Raw genomic sequence first — 14,785 nt, forward strand, 5'->3', positions numbered from 1 at the left:
TAAAATCTACTAATTGTAAGATGTGGGACCTTACAAAAAATGTAAGATCCCGCTTTATTTATCTTATTTCACTTCCTAACTTTAATTCACTTGGAGAATCTATAACATAGAGTATACTATCATCTTCGTTGGATGCTGCAAGTATCATTCCCTCTGATAATTCGCCTCTTAGTTTTGCAGGTTTTAAATTAGCTACTAAAACCACATTTTTACCCACTAACTCCTCAGGTTTATAATGCTTTGCTATTCCTGATATAACCTGTCTTGTTTCTCCACCTAAATCAACTTTAAGTTTCAATAGCTTTTTTGCACCTTTAATAGCTTCACATTCTAATACTTTAGCCACTCTTAGGTCTATTTTTTCAAAATCTTCTATAGTTATTTCTGGCTTAATAGGCTTTAAAGATTCTTTTTCTTTTTCTATATTATTATCTACTTTTAAGGCTTCTAATTCTTTAATCTTTTCTTCTAGATCTATTCTTGGAAATATTATGTTACCCTTTTTAACCTTAGTACCTGCACTTATGCCATCAAAAGAAGCAACGCTATCCCAAGTACATATTTCAACACCTAACTGTTCTCTTATCTTATCTGAAGTATCTGGTAAAAAAGGTGATATAAGTACTGATATTATTCTAAGTGCTTCAGCAAGGTTATAAAGAACTGTTCCTAATCTCTCTTTTTGATCTTCTTCCTTTGCCAAAATCCACGGTGTTGTTTCATCTATATACTTATTACACCTTCCTATTAAAGTCCATATATGAGATAAGGCTTCAGATAGTTTTAAATCATCTAAGGACTTTTCCACAAGTTCTGGAGTATCTAGTGCAAGCCTTATAAGTTCATTATCTATAGCTTCTGTAGCTATTGGTGCTGGTATTACTCCATCAAAATACTTTTCTATCATGGTAACTGTTCTTGATACTAGGTTTCCTAGATCATTAGCTAAATCTGAATTTATCTTTTTTATAAACATTTCATTTGTGAAGGTACCATCTGAGCCAAAAGGTATTTCCCTTAAAAGATAATATCTTATAGCATCTACACCAAAATGCTCTGAAAGTATTACAGGATCAACTACGTTACCTTTAGATTTTGACATCTTACCACCATCAACCAAAAGCCATCCATGACCAAATATTTGTTTTGGAAGAGGTAAATCTAATGCCATAAGCATAATTGGCCAATAAATCGTATGAAATCTTAAAATATCTTTACCAATTAAATGAACATCCGCTGGCCAATACTTTTCATAAAGTTTAGTGTCTTCACTTCCATATCCCAATGCTGTTATATAATTAGATAATGCATCTATCCATACATATACTACATGACTTTTATCAAACTTTACTGGTATTCCCCAATCAAATGAAGTTCTTGATACACATAAATCTTGTAACCCTGGTTTCAAAAAATTATTTATCATTTCATTTTTTCTAGATTCTGGTTGTATGAAGTTTGGGTTAGCTTCTATATATTGCAAAAGTCTTTCTGCATATTTACTCATTTTAAAGAAATAAGCCTCTTCTTTTGCCTTTTCCACGCTTCTTCCGCAATCTGGACACTTACCATCTAATAGTTGTGTATCTGTCCAAAATGATTCACATGGAGTACAATAGGACCCTTCATAAGAACCTTTATATATATCACCATTCTCATAAAGCTTTACAAATATATCTTGAACTGCTTTAATATGACCATCATCTGTAGTTCTTATAAATTTATCATAACTTATGTTCAATAACTTCCATAATTCCTTAATTCCATCTACTACTTTATCCACATATTCCTTAGGTTTTACCCCATTTTCTTCAGCTATTCTTTGAATCTTTTGACCGTGTTCATCGGTTCCTGTTAAAAACATAACATCATATCCACTCAACCTTTTAAATCTAGCAATAGCATCTGCTGCGACTGTGGTATATGCATTCCCTATATGCAGATTAGTTGAAGGGTAATATATAGGTGTTGTAATATAAAAAGTTTTTTTCTCTTCACACATTAGTTTGTTTCCTCCTTTAATTTCCATGTTTAATTTTAACATAGTCTTAATCTTATAAAAGTATTGATAAAATTATTTGTAACAAAAAGCCTCTATGTGTACCTACACATAGAGGCGTAATATTAACGCGATTCCCACTCTAGTTTATGCTGTTGTCACCAAAAGCAACTCTATAAGTGATATCACTTATAGTGACCATCACTTTTCCCTTTAACGGAGGATACCGTATCTTCTTAACTGAAAGCTTAGAAAATATGCTCCAAGACCATATTCATAAAGATCCTCACCTCTGGTTTTCAGCTACCCCAGATCTCTTTTAGGCAGTTACCTTACTACTCATCTTTTCATAGCAATAATTATTATATATTCTACATACATAATAATGAATTAAGGTTTTAATGTCAATAGCCATTATTTTAGTGTTATCATTACATATGTTTTTTATTCAAATTATAAAGAATATTAATTTTCAAATGTAAGTTTATATTGCCATAAACTTTTCTATTTCTTCTACAGTTTTAATTATATCCTTTGATAAAACTTCAGCTCCATTTTCTGTAACTAAGATATCATCTTCTATTCTAATGCCTATCTTCTCTTCTTCTATATACAATCCTGGTTCTACGGTAATTACCATGCCAGGTTCTAAAAGGCCTTCCCTTGATCCTACGTCATGAGTATCTAGTCCTAAATGATGACTCACTCCATGAAAATAGTATTTTGATAAGTCTTCATCCTTATCTATAATATTTATTTCTTTTAATCCATCAGCAAGTATACGTTTAGCAAGCTTGTTTAATTCTTGAAATGGAACCCCTGGTTTTATAATCTTTATAACTTCAAGCTCTGCCTTTAATACTATGTTATATATTTGTTTTTGTCTTTCTGTAAACTTTCCACTTACAGGGAATGTCCTACTTATATCCGCATTATAATAATTTAACTGAGCTCCTAAATCAAATAATATTAGATCTTCATCTTTAAGTTCACCATCATTTGCTACATAATGTAGTACTGTAGCATTTTCACCTGTAGCTGCAATAGTTTTAAATGAATAATCTTTAATTCCATTAGTTTTTAACACAAAATCAAAGTAAGCTTCAATCTCATATTCTTTCATTCCCGGTTTGCAATTTCTCATCAAAGATTTAATTCCATCTTTAGTTATGTCTATAGCATTTCTTAATTGCATTACCTCTTCTTTAGATTTTATAGCCCTTAACTTCTCTATAGCATTATATATATTTTTAATGTTTACTTGAACATAGTTTTCTTTCATTTTATAAGCAAAGCTTTGTACATTATTTGGCATGGAATTGAAGGCATCCTTTTCAAGATCCATATACACTGTACAAAGATTCTTTATAGATATAAATTCATGAATTAAACTTTCAAACTCATCAGTGTATTTTATATTATTAACTCCTGAACACCCTTTAGCCTTTTCATCACTTATTGTTTTTCCTACCCATTTCTCCATAACAGGGTTAGGCCTTCTTATAAATAAAAATTCTTCTACAATATTACTTTGTTTCACCATTAACAAAATGACATGCTCCTCATTAATTCCAGTTAGATAATAAAAATTTCTATTTGGAGTAAATGGATATTCTTCATCAGCAGATTTTTTTGGAGCAACTCCTGAAAACATTACCAAAATAGAGTTATTTTCTAATTCTTTGCTTAGCCTTTCTCTATTCTTGTTAAATACTTCTTTGTTCATAAAACAACATCCCTTCTTTATTTCATACTGTATAAACATTATATATCTTATATTCTTACTATTCTATACCTTATAAACGGTTCATCCACAAATTTCTATATTATCTAATTTAACTTTTTACTTGACAAAAAATATCTATAACACTTATAATATAATTAATTGTATTCGATATAATTTTATAATTATATCCATTATAAAAAAAGAGGTGCAACTATGAATGAAGACATATTAAACTTAGATAATCAGCTTTGCTTTTCTATATATGCTTGTTCTAAAGAAATCATACGTTTATATAGACCTTTCTTAGAAAAGTTGGGGCTTACCTATACTCAGTATATCGCTTTATTAGCTTTGTGGGAAAAGGACAAGGTTACAGTTAAAGAATTAGGTAATAGGTTATACCTAGATTCCGGTACTCTCACCCCACTTCTTAAAAAGATGGAAGAAAACGGTCTATTATTAAGAGAACGTCAAAAAGATGATGAAAGAAAAGTATTAATAACCTTAACAAAAGCAGGTGTAGATTTAAGACAAAAGGCACTAGAAATTCCAAAATCAATATTATGTAGTACAAATCTAGATAAAGAGAAATCTATCGAGCTTAGAGAAGATATCAAAAGCTTACTTAAGCACATATATGCCATAAATGAAGAGACTGTATCAAAAAAATAAAGCATAATAAAAGAGTACTTAACAATCTAAAAGGTTATTAAGCACTCTTTTATTTATGATATTTACAAAGGTTAACTTTATTATATTAAGACTATTTTATTATTCTAATGCAATAAGTTTTACCTTTATTACGTTATCTATTGTTCTTATCTCTTCTAAGATATTTTTCATATCCACTTCCATCTTTGATATATCAAAAGTAATTGTTACATTAGCTGCATTATTTATAGGTATATCCTGGTTTATAGTCATAATGTTTCCTTTATTTTCTGCTATCTTATCTAGTATTTTAGATAACATCCCAGATTCATGAGCTATAAGAAGAGCAATAGTAGCTTTTTGGCCCTTCATATTCTCTGACATTGAAAATACATTGTCTTTATACTTGTAATATGCGCTTCTACTTATACCAACTTCTTTTACACCTTCTGATATATCCTTAACTTCTTCTGTGTATATGAGTTCTTTCACTTGAATTACCTTTTGAAAAACATCTGGTAATACTTTGCTGTTAACGATAAAAAACTTTTCACTCATAGTATTCCTCTAAATAAGATTGATATAAATTATATTTATCTTATATTCAATTTTTTAGCTAGTTTTTGAAGCATATCTTGTGTCATATTTTCTAAATCATACTTTGCCTTAAATCCCCACTCAGCTTTAGCTGCTGAACAATCTATAGAATTTGGCCATGAATCTGCAATCGCTTGTCTTACAGGGTCTACATCGTAATTCATAGTAAAGTTTGGTATATGTTTCTTTATTTCATTTGCCAACATTGTAGGTTCAAAGCTCATAGCTGTTATATTAAATGCATTTCTGTGGATAAGCTTTGATGAATCTGCTTCTAATAGTGTCACTATAGCATTTAATGCATCTGGCATATACATCATATCCATATATGTGTTTTCTGCGATATAAGATGTATATTTACCTTCTTGAAGTGCTTTGTAATATATATCTACTGCATAATCAGTAGTTCCGCCACCTGGAGCTGTTGTATAGGATATTAATCCTGGGAATCTTACTCCTCTGGTATCTACTCCAAATCTTTTGAAATAATAATCACATAATACTTCTCCTGAAACCTTGGTTACCCCGTACATAGTTTCTGGCCTTTGGATAGTATCTTGTGGAGTATTATCTTTTGGTGTATTAGGTCCAAATGCACCTATAGAACTTGGTGTGAAAAAGGAACATTTTAACTCTCTAGCAACTTCTAAAGCATTAAATAATCCTCCCATGTTTATTTCCCAAGCAAGAACAGGCTTAGCTTCTGCTACTGCTGATAATAAAGCTGCAAGATGTATTATTGTATCTACTTCATGTTTTTTCGCAACTTCTGCCATCTTTTTAGCATCTAAAACATCTAGTACTTCAAATGGACCAGATTCCACTGCTGGATTCCCATCTATTCTTCTTATATCTGTTGCAATTACATTATTATTACCGTATATACTTCTCATATGCATTACTAATTCAGAACCAATTTGTCCAAGGGCTCCTGTAACTAATATCTTCTTCATAATAATCCTCCTAAAATTTAGTTAAAATTATTTAATTATAGTCTATTTAATTACGGCTAATTCCTTACCAACCTTTTCATATATAGCCAATGCCTTATCTAACATTTCCTTTGTATGAGCTGCTGTAGGCATATTTCTAACTCTTCCAGTTCCCATTGGTACTGTTGGGAATACTATAGACTTAGCATAAACGCCTTCTTCCATTAACCTTTTACTAAATTGTTGTGCTAATTTTTCTTCTCCTATTATACATGGAGTTATAGGTGTCTCACTATGACCTATATTAAATCCTAATTCCTTTAAACCCTTCTTTAAATAATTTCCATTTTCCCAGACCTTATCCACAAGATCTGTGCTTTTTGTCATTATATTTAAAGCTTCAATTATAGCTCCACAAGAAGCTGGTGTTAATGATGTTGAAAATAAGAACGGTCTTGCTCTAACTTTTAACCAATCTATTAGGTCTTGAGTACCAGCTACGTATCCACCAACTACACCCATAGCTTTTGATAAAGTACCCATTTGGAAATCTACTTTATCAGATAGTCCAAAATGTTTTACTGTTCCAACACCTTTTCCCATAACTCCTGAGCCATGAGCATCATCTATATAACTTATTAAATCAAACTCTTCTGCAGCCTCTACAAGTCCTGGTAGATTAACAACATCTCCGTCCATAGAGAAAACTCCATCACTAATAACCATTAACTTTTCATATAATCCACTTTCTCTTGCTTCTTTTGCTTTTACTTTTAAATCTTGCATGTCATTATGCTTATATCTTATAATCTTAGCTCCTGATAATTTACATCCATCTATTATAGATGCATGATTTAATTCATCAGATAATATAGCATCCTTTTTATTCATAACTGCCTGTATAGCACCTGCATTACAATTAAATCCTGATTGAAATGCTATAGCAGCTTCTGTATGCTTAAATTCAGCTAATTTCTTTTCAAGTTCTTCATGTATTTTTAATGTTCCGTTTATAGTTCTAACCGCTCCTGCACCTACACCATATTCATTAGTAGCTTTAATAGATGCCTCTATCATCTTAGCATTATTAGCTAACCCTAAATAGTTGTTTGATGATAAATTTATAAGCTCTTTGCCATTCACTTTTATTATTGGCCCATTAGCACTCTCCAAAACATTAATTTCATTATATAGACCTTTGCTTTTTAAATCGTTAAGATTCTCATTTAAAAACTTTTGTAAAGCTTTGCTTCCCATATCATTACCTCCTTATATTTAGTTCCATTCAGCAATATTGTTTCCCTGTGAGATACAATATTAATTTTATGTATATATTTATTATATCAAACTTATTATCACATATCCATACTCTAATTTTCAAAGAATACTTAAATCTATTCTTTTATCCTACTGTTTACTGCTACTTACTCGTCTTTGCTGCCATTTAAAAACGTTTTCATGTTGTTGTATTTTCTTCTATTTTTAATACTAAATTTTTTATCTTTTCATTTGACTTTATAGGGTGTATGCTATATATTAGGGTTAAAGTCATATTCAGAATATTTTAATAAATGCTTGTTTACTAGTTTCTTTTCTACATTTAATTTTTAAAACCTATTTTATAAAAGTTCACATAAACTATAATATTAATAATTTAAAGGAGTGATTTAATTGGACAAGGCAAAAAAAATTGGACTTATACCAAAACTTATTGCTGCTATTATACTCGGTATACTTATTGGAAAGTTTATGCCTGAAGTTGTTGTAAAGGTATTCGTTACCTTTAGTTCTATCTTTGGTAACTTTTTAGGATTCCTTATACCTTTAATAATTCTTGGTTTCATAGTATCTGGTATAGCAGATCTTGGAGGTAATGCAGGTAAACTTCTTGGAATTACTGCTGGTATTGCATACTTATCTACATTAATTTCTGGATTCTTTGCTTACATAGTTGGTTTAAATATCTTCCCTAGTTTCATTAAAGCAACCAACATGATAAATGATGCTGTAAATCCAGAAGAACATCTTTTGAAACCTTTCTTTACCATTGAAATGGATCCAATAATGACCGTTATGAGTGCATTAGTATTCGCATTCTTATTAGGTCTTGGAATATCTGCAGTAAAAGGTGAAGGTCTTAAGAAAATTGCTTTTGAATTTCAACAAATAGTTGATAAAACAATTTCCAATGTTATTATACCTTTACTTCCAATCTACATCCTTAGTATATTTGCAAATATGACTTATGCTGGTGAGGTTGGACGAATTATATCTGTATTCTGGAAGGTATTCTTAATAGTTATTGCTATGCATTTATTAATAATACTACTTCAATTTACTATAGCTGGAGCTATATCTAAGAAAAACGTATTCAGCATGATAAAGAATCAAGTTCCAGGTTACTTAACCGCAATAGGGACACAATCTTCAGCCGCTACTATACCCGTAAATTTAAAATGCGCTGAAAGTAATGATGTATCTAAAGAAATTAGAGAGTTTGTAGTTCCTTTATGTGCAACCATACATTTATCAGGAAGTACGATAACTCTTACCTCTTGTGCTATAGCTGTTATGATGTTAAATAATATAAGCTTTACATTGCCTCAAATGTTAGGTTTTATAGCAATGTTAGGTGTAACAATGGTTGCAGCTCCTGGTGTTCCAGGTGGTGCTGTAATGGCTGCACTTGGTGTGTTACAAACTAACCTTCACTTTACTGAAGCACAACTTGCGTTAATGATAGCCCTTTATATAACTCAAGATAGCTTTGGTACAGCTTGTAACATTTCTGGTGATAACGCAATTGCTGTAATAGTAGATAGCATATATAATAAAAAGAAAAAGGTAGCTATCTCTTAGTTTTAAGTATAAATGTAGATTAATACTAAAGCATTATAATTAAATATAGATGCATGCCTTAAATCTAAATAGCAATAAGTAAAAGTAAATATACTTTCTCTTATTGCTATTTTATTTGAATAACTTTAATATTTTTAGTAACTCTCTATTTTTAAAGATACTTATATAATATAATGGTTACAGTATTAGAGTTAAGGAGGTTTTTTATTGTTTAAATATCAAAGATCTGACCTAAAAGATGTTCTTGAATTAGCGCTACCTGCTGTGGGTGAAAACATATTATATATGATGGTATGGGTATTTGATACAATGATGGTAGGCCGTTATGGCGGGAATGTTGCTGTAAGTAGTGTGGGCCTTGGCTCTGAATTAATGTACGGCTTTTCTAATATCTTCATAGCTGTAGGTATTGGTGTAGGCATAACCTCACTGGTTGCTAGAAGAGTTGGAGCAAATTTAAAATCCGCCGCTGAGGAATATTTAACTGTAGGTTTTATTATTGGAGGTATTCTATCTTTTATAGGGTTTTTAATATTCTTTCTTGGAAGTTCTAAATTACTTTCTATTACTGGCGCGGATGACAATGTAATAGCTATGGGTACACCTTATATGAGAATAGCTTCTATAGGAATATTTTTTAATATGTTAATGATCTTATTAAATTCTTCATTAAGAGGTTACGGAAATACTAAGACCCCCCTAGTAGCATCAATACTTATAAACATAGTAAATATAACTTTAGATTATGCCCTTATATTTGGTAATTTGGGGCTCCCAGAGCTTGGCGTCCGTGGAGCTGCTATAGCTACCACTATAGCTCAATTTCTAGGATTTTTGTTCATATTAAGTTATGTTATACATAAATCTCCTATAAAGCCTAGGATTAAATATGTAAAGAAAATAAAACTTTATAACTTTAGAGACTTACTTCGATTATCTATTCCTTCTTCTATGCAAGAAGCTGCCTTTACTACAAGTAGAATAATAAGCAATCTCATGGTAATTAGTATGGGAACAGTAGCCTTTGCAGCTAACCAAATAACAACTACCATAGAATCCATATCTTTTATGCCAGGTTGGGGATTTGCTGTTGCTGCAACCACCTTAGTTGGTCATAAGGTTGGGGAGGGTAATCTAGAAAAAGCAGAAAAATATGCGAAGTTATCTATGATTTTAGGAACCTCTTTTATGATTATGTCTTCTTTACTATTTTTAATAGTACCAAATGGACTAATTAAATTATTTATAAGCCCTAATGAGGTAGATGTTATAAACCTTGGTACACTTTGCCTTATGATAGCAGCTATAGAACAGCCTTTTATGGCTATATCCATGATAGTCGGAGGAGCTTTCAAAGGGCTTGGAAATACAAAGACACCTTTTAAGGTTTCTATAATATCTAGCTGGATAATAAGACTTCCACTTATGTATATTGTTATATATAAACTACATCTAAATGTAACTTGGGTATGGGTTGTAACTTCTGTACAGTGGATATTTGATGGTAGCATAATATATTACTTTTACAAAAAGAATCTAAATAAAAACTTAGTTAAACAAAATAAAGTTATCTAAACAAACTTATATACTTATAAATATAAAACAGCTGTTTTAACAAATTTATGTTAAATACAGCTGTTTTATTTATATCGCTTTGTATTTTGCTATTTATTCCTATTCTAATAAACTGTGTATAACTCCCTACATATTATTTAAGTATGGTTAATTTTCAACATAAATTATTCTATTCTTCCATATACTTCTTGCCCTTTACCATTTATATAATAAATAAGCAAAGCAATTATTAATACTACTACCACAACCAAAGATATAAATCCTATTAATAATGTTGGCTTTAATTTAAAGAATAAGTATATGTTTAGTCCTCCAATTAAAATTGATATTACAAAGCTTATAAATGAATTGATATTTTGTTTAACTGCCTTTTGTTCATTATCCCAGTTAAGTTTTGGTCTATTTATGTCTATAACAACACCTAAAGTAGATGTGAAAACACTTCCTAAAATAGATATTATGAATATAGATATAATGAGACTAAGAGGCAGCCTTAAAATAATTATCATTACAGTAATTAATATAATGCTTATCATATTTACAATAACAGAAGATATTATTTTAGAAAAAATCTGTTCTCTATAAGTAATTGGTATATATTTATTTATAAACATAAGCTCGCCTTCTCTTGATATAGACGTAGACGCCATAGCATTAGACCCACTTATAAATAAAATTACGCTAAATGCTACTCCAAAAATAATACCTATCAACTTAGGATCTTTTACCTCACCTGTGATCTTCGTTAACATTTGTATATTATTAGGATCCATAAATCCATATATTATCATGAATATAGGAAATACAATGGTACCAACTACACAATTTAATAAGAATGCCGGTGTTCTAAATACAACCCTTAATTCTTTTATTACATATGATTTTATTTTTGAATTTTCAGAAGTTATTTTATCAAATTCTTTAGATTTCAACTCCTTCCTTTTAGAGAAAGATTCAGATGATCCCATAACTCCTTTAAAATAAAGTATTCTTGCTAATATCATAAATACTCCAAAAGATATTACGGTTATGAGTATGAATAATAATAAGTTCATAATGCCCTTATTTACTGAAGTTGAAACTAAGGCTAATGCTGCTAATTTAGATGTAGGAAACATCCCTCCAAGTAAATTCATCATTGAATTATTACCTTTAGCGAAAACTTCAAGTAGGTTTTGCTCTCCCATATTAGATGAACTAGCTTTTTGAACTAAAAGGTTTACTCCAAGTCCTGAAAATATAGCAAGTATACCCCCTACAACCCTAAAAGCATCTTTATGTTTTCCTAAATTGGTAAATCTCATTATAACCATATTTAGTATTGAAGCTAACACTAATGGCATAACGGGTAGAAGTAAAAATATAATTATAGAAATCATCCAATAGCTTATTCCCGTATTAGCCTTAACACCATACCCAATGATTACAGGTAAAAGCACGATAAGCTCAGTTAAATATTCATATATTAAAACTGTTATGAACTTAGCTGAAAGTATTTCATCTGCTTTTAAAGGTAATGGTAAAAGAGCCTCAATATCTTTAGAAAAGTAAAATGTAGTAAGCACATATATAATCCCAAATATAAAAATAATAAAGCTAACCATGGAAAATGCTAGGCTCAAAATTATACCTTCTTGTCCCATTACAGCGAAATCTTTATATATAGATGCTGTAAAAGTACCTATAGGTACACCTATGGACATTACAAGTATTAATCCTAAAAATATATTTAAAATCATTGATGGAAATTTACTTTTTCGCTTCCCTTCACTTCCACTTCCATTTTTAAACAATACCTTAATCAATATAAATATCTTACTCATTTTCAGTCATCTCCAAGAATATATTTTCTAATGAAGAATTTTCTTTCATATGTTCTTTTATCTCTTGAAGTGTTCCACAAAATAATATCTTACCTTTATTTATTATAGCTACTCTATCACATACCTTTTCTGCAACCTCAAGTACATGTGTAGAAAAAAATACTGTATTACCAGAAGCTGCATGTTCTTTCATCATCTCTTTTAACATATATGAAGACTTTGGATCAAGTCCTGTAAGTGGCTCATCTAATATCCATATAGATGGATCATGTATAAGCACTGCCATTATAACTATCTTTTGCCTCATACCATGTGAGTAACTTTGTATTTTATCCCCTAGAGCATTACTCATCTCAAACCTACGAGATAAATTTTCAATTCGCTCTTTCCTTAAAGCTTTTGGCACTTCATATAAATCAGCCATAAAATTAAGATACTCTATACCTTTTAATCTTAAAAACATATCTGGATTGTCAGGTACAAATCCAAATTGTTTTTTAGCCTCTATTGAATCTTCTTTTATATTTATACCATTTAGCTTTATTTCTCCTGAATCTTGACTTATAATACCTGTCATCATCTTTATTGCAGTAGTTTTCCCAGCACCATTTGGTCCCAAAAATCCAAATATTTCTCCATCTTTTATAGTTATGTTTATATTATCTGCAGCTTTGATTGTTCCATTATAACTTTTACTTACATTGTTAAGTTCTATCATATTTAATCCCCCCCATATTATGTATTAAATATAATTTTATATTAAATATTATCTATTATCAACTTTTAAAACACGCATTAAGTCGTATAATATGCCTCTTAATGCATGTTACTAAACTCTATCTTCGATTTTCATATCAATCTAATATAAATTAATTAAAATATAAATTAACTAAAGTCACCGATATTATTATAGCCGTTATATCTGCCATAATAGCTGCCCATAGAGTATGTCTTATCTTTTTTACTCCAACCGCTCCAAAGTATACAGTTACAGTATAAAATATGGTTTCTGTTGAGCCCATAAGTATTGATGCTATAAGTCCTATTTTACTATCTGCTCCATACTGCCTAATAGTTTCCGTAAATACTCCTAAAGCTCCACTGCCTGAAAGTGGCTTTATAAAAATTAATGGTACCAATTCTGCGGGAACACCTATTACACTCATTATAGGTTTAAATACTCTTACCAAAAGGTCTAAAGCTCCTGACTGCCTAAATATGGTGACTGCTAAAAGCATAGCTAAAAGATATGGAAAGATTCTAAAGCAAACACTTACCCCCTCCTTTGCCCCCTCAACAAAACATTCGTATATTTTTACGCCTTTTATCCCTCCGTAACCTACTATGGCTAGTATAATTATAGGTATAATTCCTTTAAGCATATATGAAACCATAATTATTCACCCCACCTTAAAAAAATCTTTCTAATACCTTACAACAAACTATACCTACCATAGCAGCTATTGATGTAGTTATAATTACAGGTACTATTATAATTGCAGCATTGTTTGATCCTTCAACTGCCCTTAACGATATTATTGTAGTTGGAATTAATTGAATACAAGCAGCGTTAAGCACTAGAAATAATGCCATATCATTACTTGCTGTATCACCATGGTTATTTAATTCTTGGAGTCTTTCCATTGCCTTAATTCCAAAGGGAGTAGCTGCATTTGACAATCCCATAATATTGGCACTTAAATTCATAACAATTGCACCTAAAGCTTTCTCATCTTTTGCAGCATCTTTAAACAAAACTTTTAATATAGGTAAAAGCATCCTTGATATCTTTTCTGTAAGACCACTTTTTTCTGCTATTTTCATTATTCCAGACCAAAGGCTAATAATACCTAAAAGTCCTATTGTAAGATTTACAGTAGAGCTAGAAGAATCTATAATTGCTTTAGATATTATTTCAGCCTTCCCAAAGAAGAGCCCCCAAATTATACTTACAACTATCATAAAAAACCAAATGTAATTAATCATATTTTCCTCCCATCCTAATCCTAACTTATATAATTTAAGTCACATGTTTTATAATACATGATTAATATATATGATTACTTTAAATTATTAAGACTGTTAAGATTTAAATACAGTAGTTGCATTTAAAATATAATAGTGCTACCATAAAAGCTGTATAAATATTAAAATATCAATATGATTTGATTATATATGAAAGGTTTGTTTAGATAATTATGATGACTATAAGAGATATTATGAAATATATTGAAAGTGAATACAAAGTTATAAACCAGACACCTTGCGAGGTTTGTGGTGGGGAATATTTAACTGAAGATTTAGACATAACTTTAGTGGACGGTGTTCCATTTGATGTTTGTGATTGTGTATGTGCCAGTTGCGGGTATATAAAGTCCTTCATGTTTACTGCACCATTTGTAGAGGAAGATAACGGTCTAGAAATAATAAAAAGAATGAATTAAAAATATCACAACTATAATAACTTAATTGTATTTAAATCTAGATTTTGAAATACAATTAACAAATTAAAAAAAGATGATTTCTACATTAATTAGAAATCATCTTTTTTAATTACCAATATTTATAAAATTATTAATTGCTTGTTTAAATACTTTACGCTATAGAAAAGCACTTAATTAAA

The 14,785-nt window shown here is 30.2% G+C and carries 13 protein-coding genes and 1 other annotated feature; of the genes, 4 read left to right on the plus strand and 9 right to left on the minus strand.

Annotation, left to right across the window (positions count from 1 at the left end; translation table 11 throughout):
• Nucleotides 1-58: 58 nt before the first annotated feature.
• Both metG and BV55_RS0104235 read right to left on the minus strand, forming a co-directional pair.
• Nucleotides 59-2,002 carry a methionine--tRNA ligase gene (gene metG, locus BV55_RS0104230; RefSeq protein ID WP_029451540.1) on the minus strand — a complete coding sequence of 648 codons (1,944 nt, stop codon included), beginning with the start codon at nucleotides 2,000-2,002 and terminating at the stop codon, nucleotides 59-61.
• Between the two features lie 107 nt (nucleotides 2,003-2,109).
• Nucleotides 2,110-2,359 (minus strand) — a binding site (T-box leader).
• A 124-nt stretch (nucleotides 2,360-2,483) separates the two neighbouring features.
• On the minus strand, nucleotides 2,484-3,725 hold the full coding sequence (locus BV55_RS0104235) for an aminopeptidase P family protein (RefSeq protein WP_029451542.1): 1,242 nt from the start codon (nucleotides 3,723-3,725) through the stop codon (nucleotides 2,484-2,486).
• A 213-nt stretch (nucleotides 3,726-3,938) separates the two neighbouring features.
• On the opposite strand from BV55_RS0104235, the gene BV55_RS0104240 reads away from it, so the two are divergent.
• Nucleotides 3,939-4,397, plus strand: a complete 459-nt coding sequence (locus BV55_RS0104240; protein WP_029451543.1) for a MarR family winged helix-turn-helix transcriptional regulator — start codon at nucleotides 3,939-3,941, stop codon at nucleotides 4,395-4,397.
• 99 nt (nucleotides 4,398-4,496) lie between these two features.
• On the opposite strand, the gene BV55_RS0104245 is transcribed toward BV55_RS0104240, so the two are convergent.
• From BV55_RS0104245 to BV55_RS0104255, 3 genes are read right to left on the minus strand one after another with little or no spacing between them, the layout of a single operon-like run.
• Complete coding sequence (locus tag BV55_RS0104245; RefSeq protein WP_029451544.1) at nucleotides 4,497-4,934, minus strand: ACT domain-containing protein; 438 nt, start codon at nucleotides 4,932-4,934, stop codon at nucleotides 4,497-4,499.
• 35 nt (nucleotides 4,935-4,969) lie between these two features.
• A complete protein-coding gene (locus BV55_RS0104250; RefSeq protein ID WP_029451545.1) occupies nucleotides 4,970-5,926 on the minus strand; it encodes an L-threonine 3-dehydrogenase in 957 nt (318 codons plus the stop codon).
• A gap of 42 nt (nucleotides 5,927-5,968) precedes the next feature.
• Entirely contained in the window at nucleotides 5,969-7,162 is a 1,194-nt protein-coding gene (locus tag BV55_RS0104255; RefSeq protein WP_029451546.1) for a glycine C-acetyltransferase, read from the minus strand.
• Between the two features lie 414 nt (nucleotides 7,163-7,576).
• On the opposite strand from BV55_RS0104255, the gene BV55_RS0104260 reads away from it, so the two are divergent.
• Together BV55_RS0104260 and BV55_RS0104265 are read left to right on the plus strand one after the other, a co-directional pair.
• Nucleotides 7,577-8,764: a dicarboxylate/amino acid:cation symporter gene (locus BV55_RS0104260; RefSeq protein ID WP_029451547.1), complete on the plus strand. Its 1,188-nt coding sequence runs from the start codon at nucleotides 7,577-7,579 to the stop codon at nucleotides 8,762-8,764.
• Between the two features lie 207 nt (nucleotides 8,765-8,971).
• The gene (locus BV55_RS0104265; protein ID WP_029451548.1) at nucleotides 8,972-10,339 is read left to right on the plus strand and encodes an MATE family efflux transporter; all 1,368 of its coding nucleotides are present in this window, start codon (nucleotides 8,972-8,974) and stop codon (nucleotides 10,337-10,339) included.
• Between the two features lie 164 nt (nucleotides 10,340-10,503).
• On the opposite strand, the gene BV55_RS0104270 is transcribed toward BV55_RS0104265, so the two are convergent.
• The 4 genes from BV55_RS0104270 to BV55_RS0104285 form a co-directional block, all read right to left on the minus strand.
• The gene (locus BV55_RS0104270) at nucleotides 10,504-12,162 is read right to left on the minus strand and encodes a putative ABC transporter permease subunit (protein WP_051652389.1); all 1,659 of its coding nucleotides are present in this window, start codon (nucleotides 12,160-12,162) and stop codon (nucleotides 10,504-10,506) included.
• On the minus strand, nucleotides 12,155-12,880 hold the full coding sequence (locus BV55_RS0104275) for an ABC transporter ATP-binding protein (RefSeq protein ID WP_029451550.1): 726 nt from the start codon (nucleotides 12,878-12,880) through the stop codon (nucleotides 12,155-12,157). Before BV55_RS0104275 ends, BV55_RS0104270 begins: the two co-directional genes overlap by 8 nt.
• Before the next feature lie 151 nt (nucleotides 12,881-13,031).
• On the minus strand, nucleotides 13,032-13,556 hold the full coding sequence (locus tag BV55_RS0104280) for a spore maturation protein (protein WP_029451551.1): 525 nt from the start codon (nucleotides 13,554-13,556) through the stop codon (nucleotides 13,032-13,034).
• A gap of 16 nt (nucleotides 13,557-13,572) precedes the next feature.
• A complete protein-coding gene (locus BV55_RS0104285) occupies nucleotides 13,573-14,148 on the minus strand; it encodes a nucleoside recognition domain-containing protein (RefSeq protein ID WP_029451552.1) in 576 nt (191 codons plus the stop codon).
• Between the two features lie 215 nt (nucleotides 14,149-14,363).
• On the opposite strand from BV55_RS0104285, the gene BV55_RS0104290 reads away from it, so the two are divergent.
• A complete protein-coding gene (locus tag BV55_RS0104290; RefSeq protein WP_029451553.1) occupies nucleotides 14,364-14,606 on the plus strand; it encodes a hypothetical protein in 243 nt (80 codons plus the stop codon).
• The last annotated feature ends 179 nt before the right edge of the window (nucleotides 14,607-14,785 follow it).

The organism is Clostridium algidicarnis (assembly GCF_000703125.1).
In the GTDB taxonomy this organism is placed as follows: Bacteria; Bacillota; Clostridia; order Clostridiales; family Clostridiaceae; genus Clostridium_L; species Clostridium_L algidicarnis.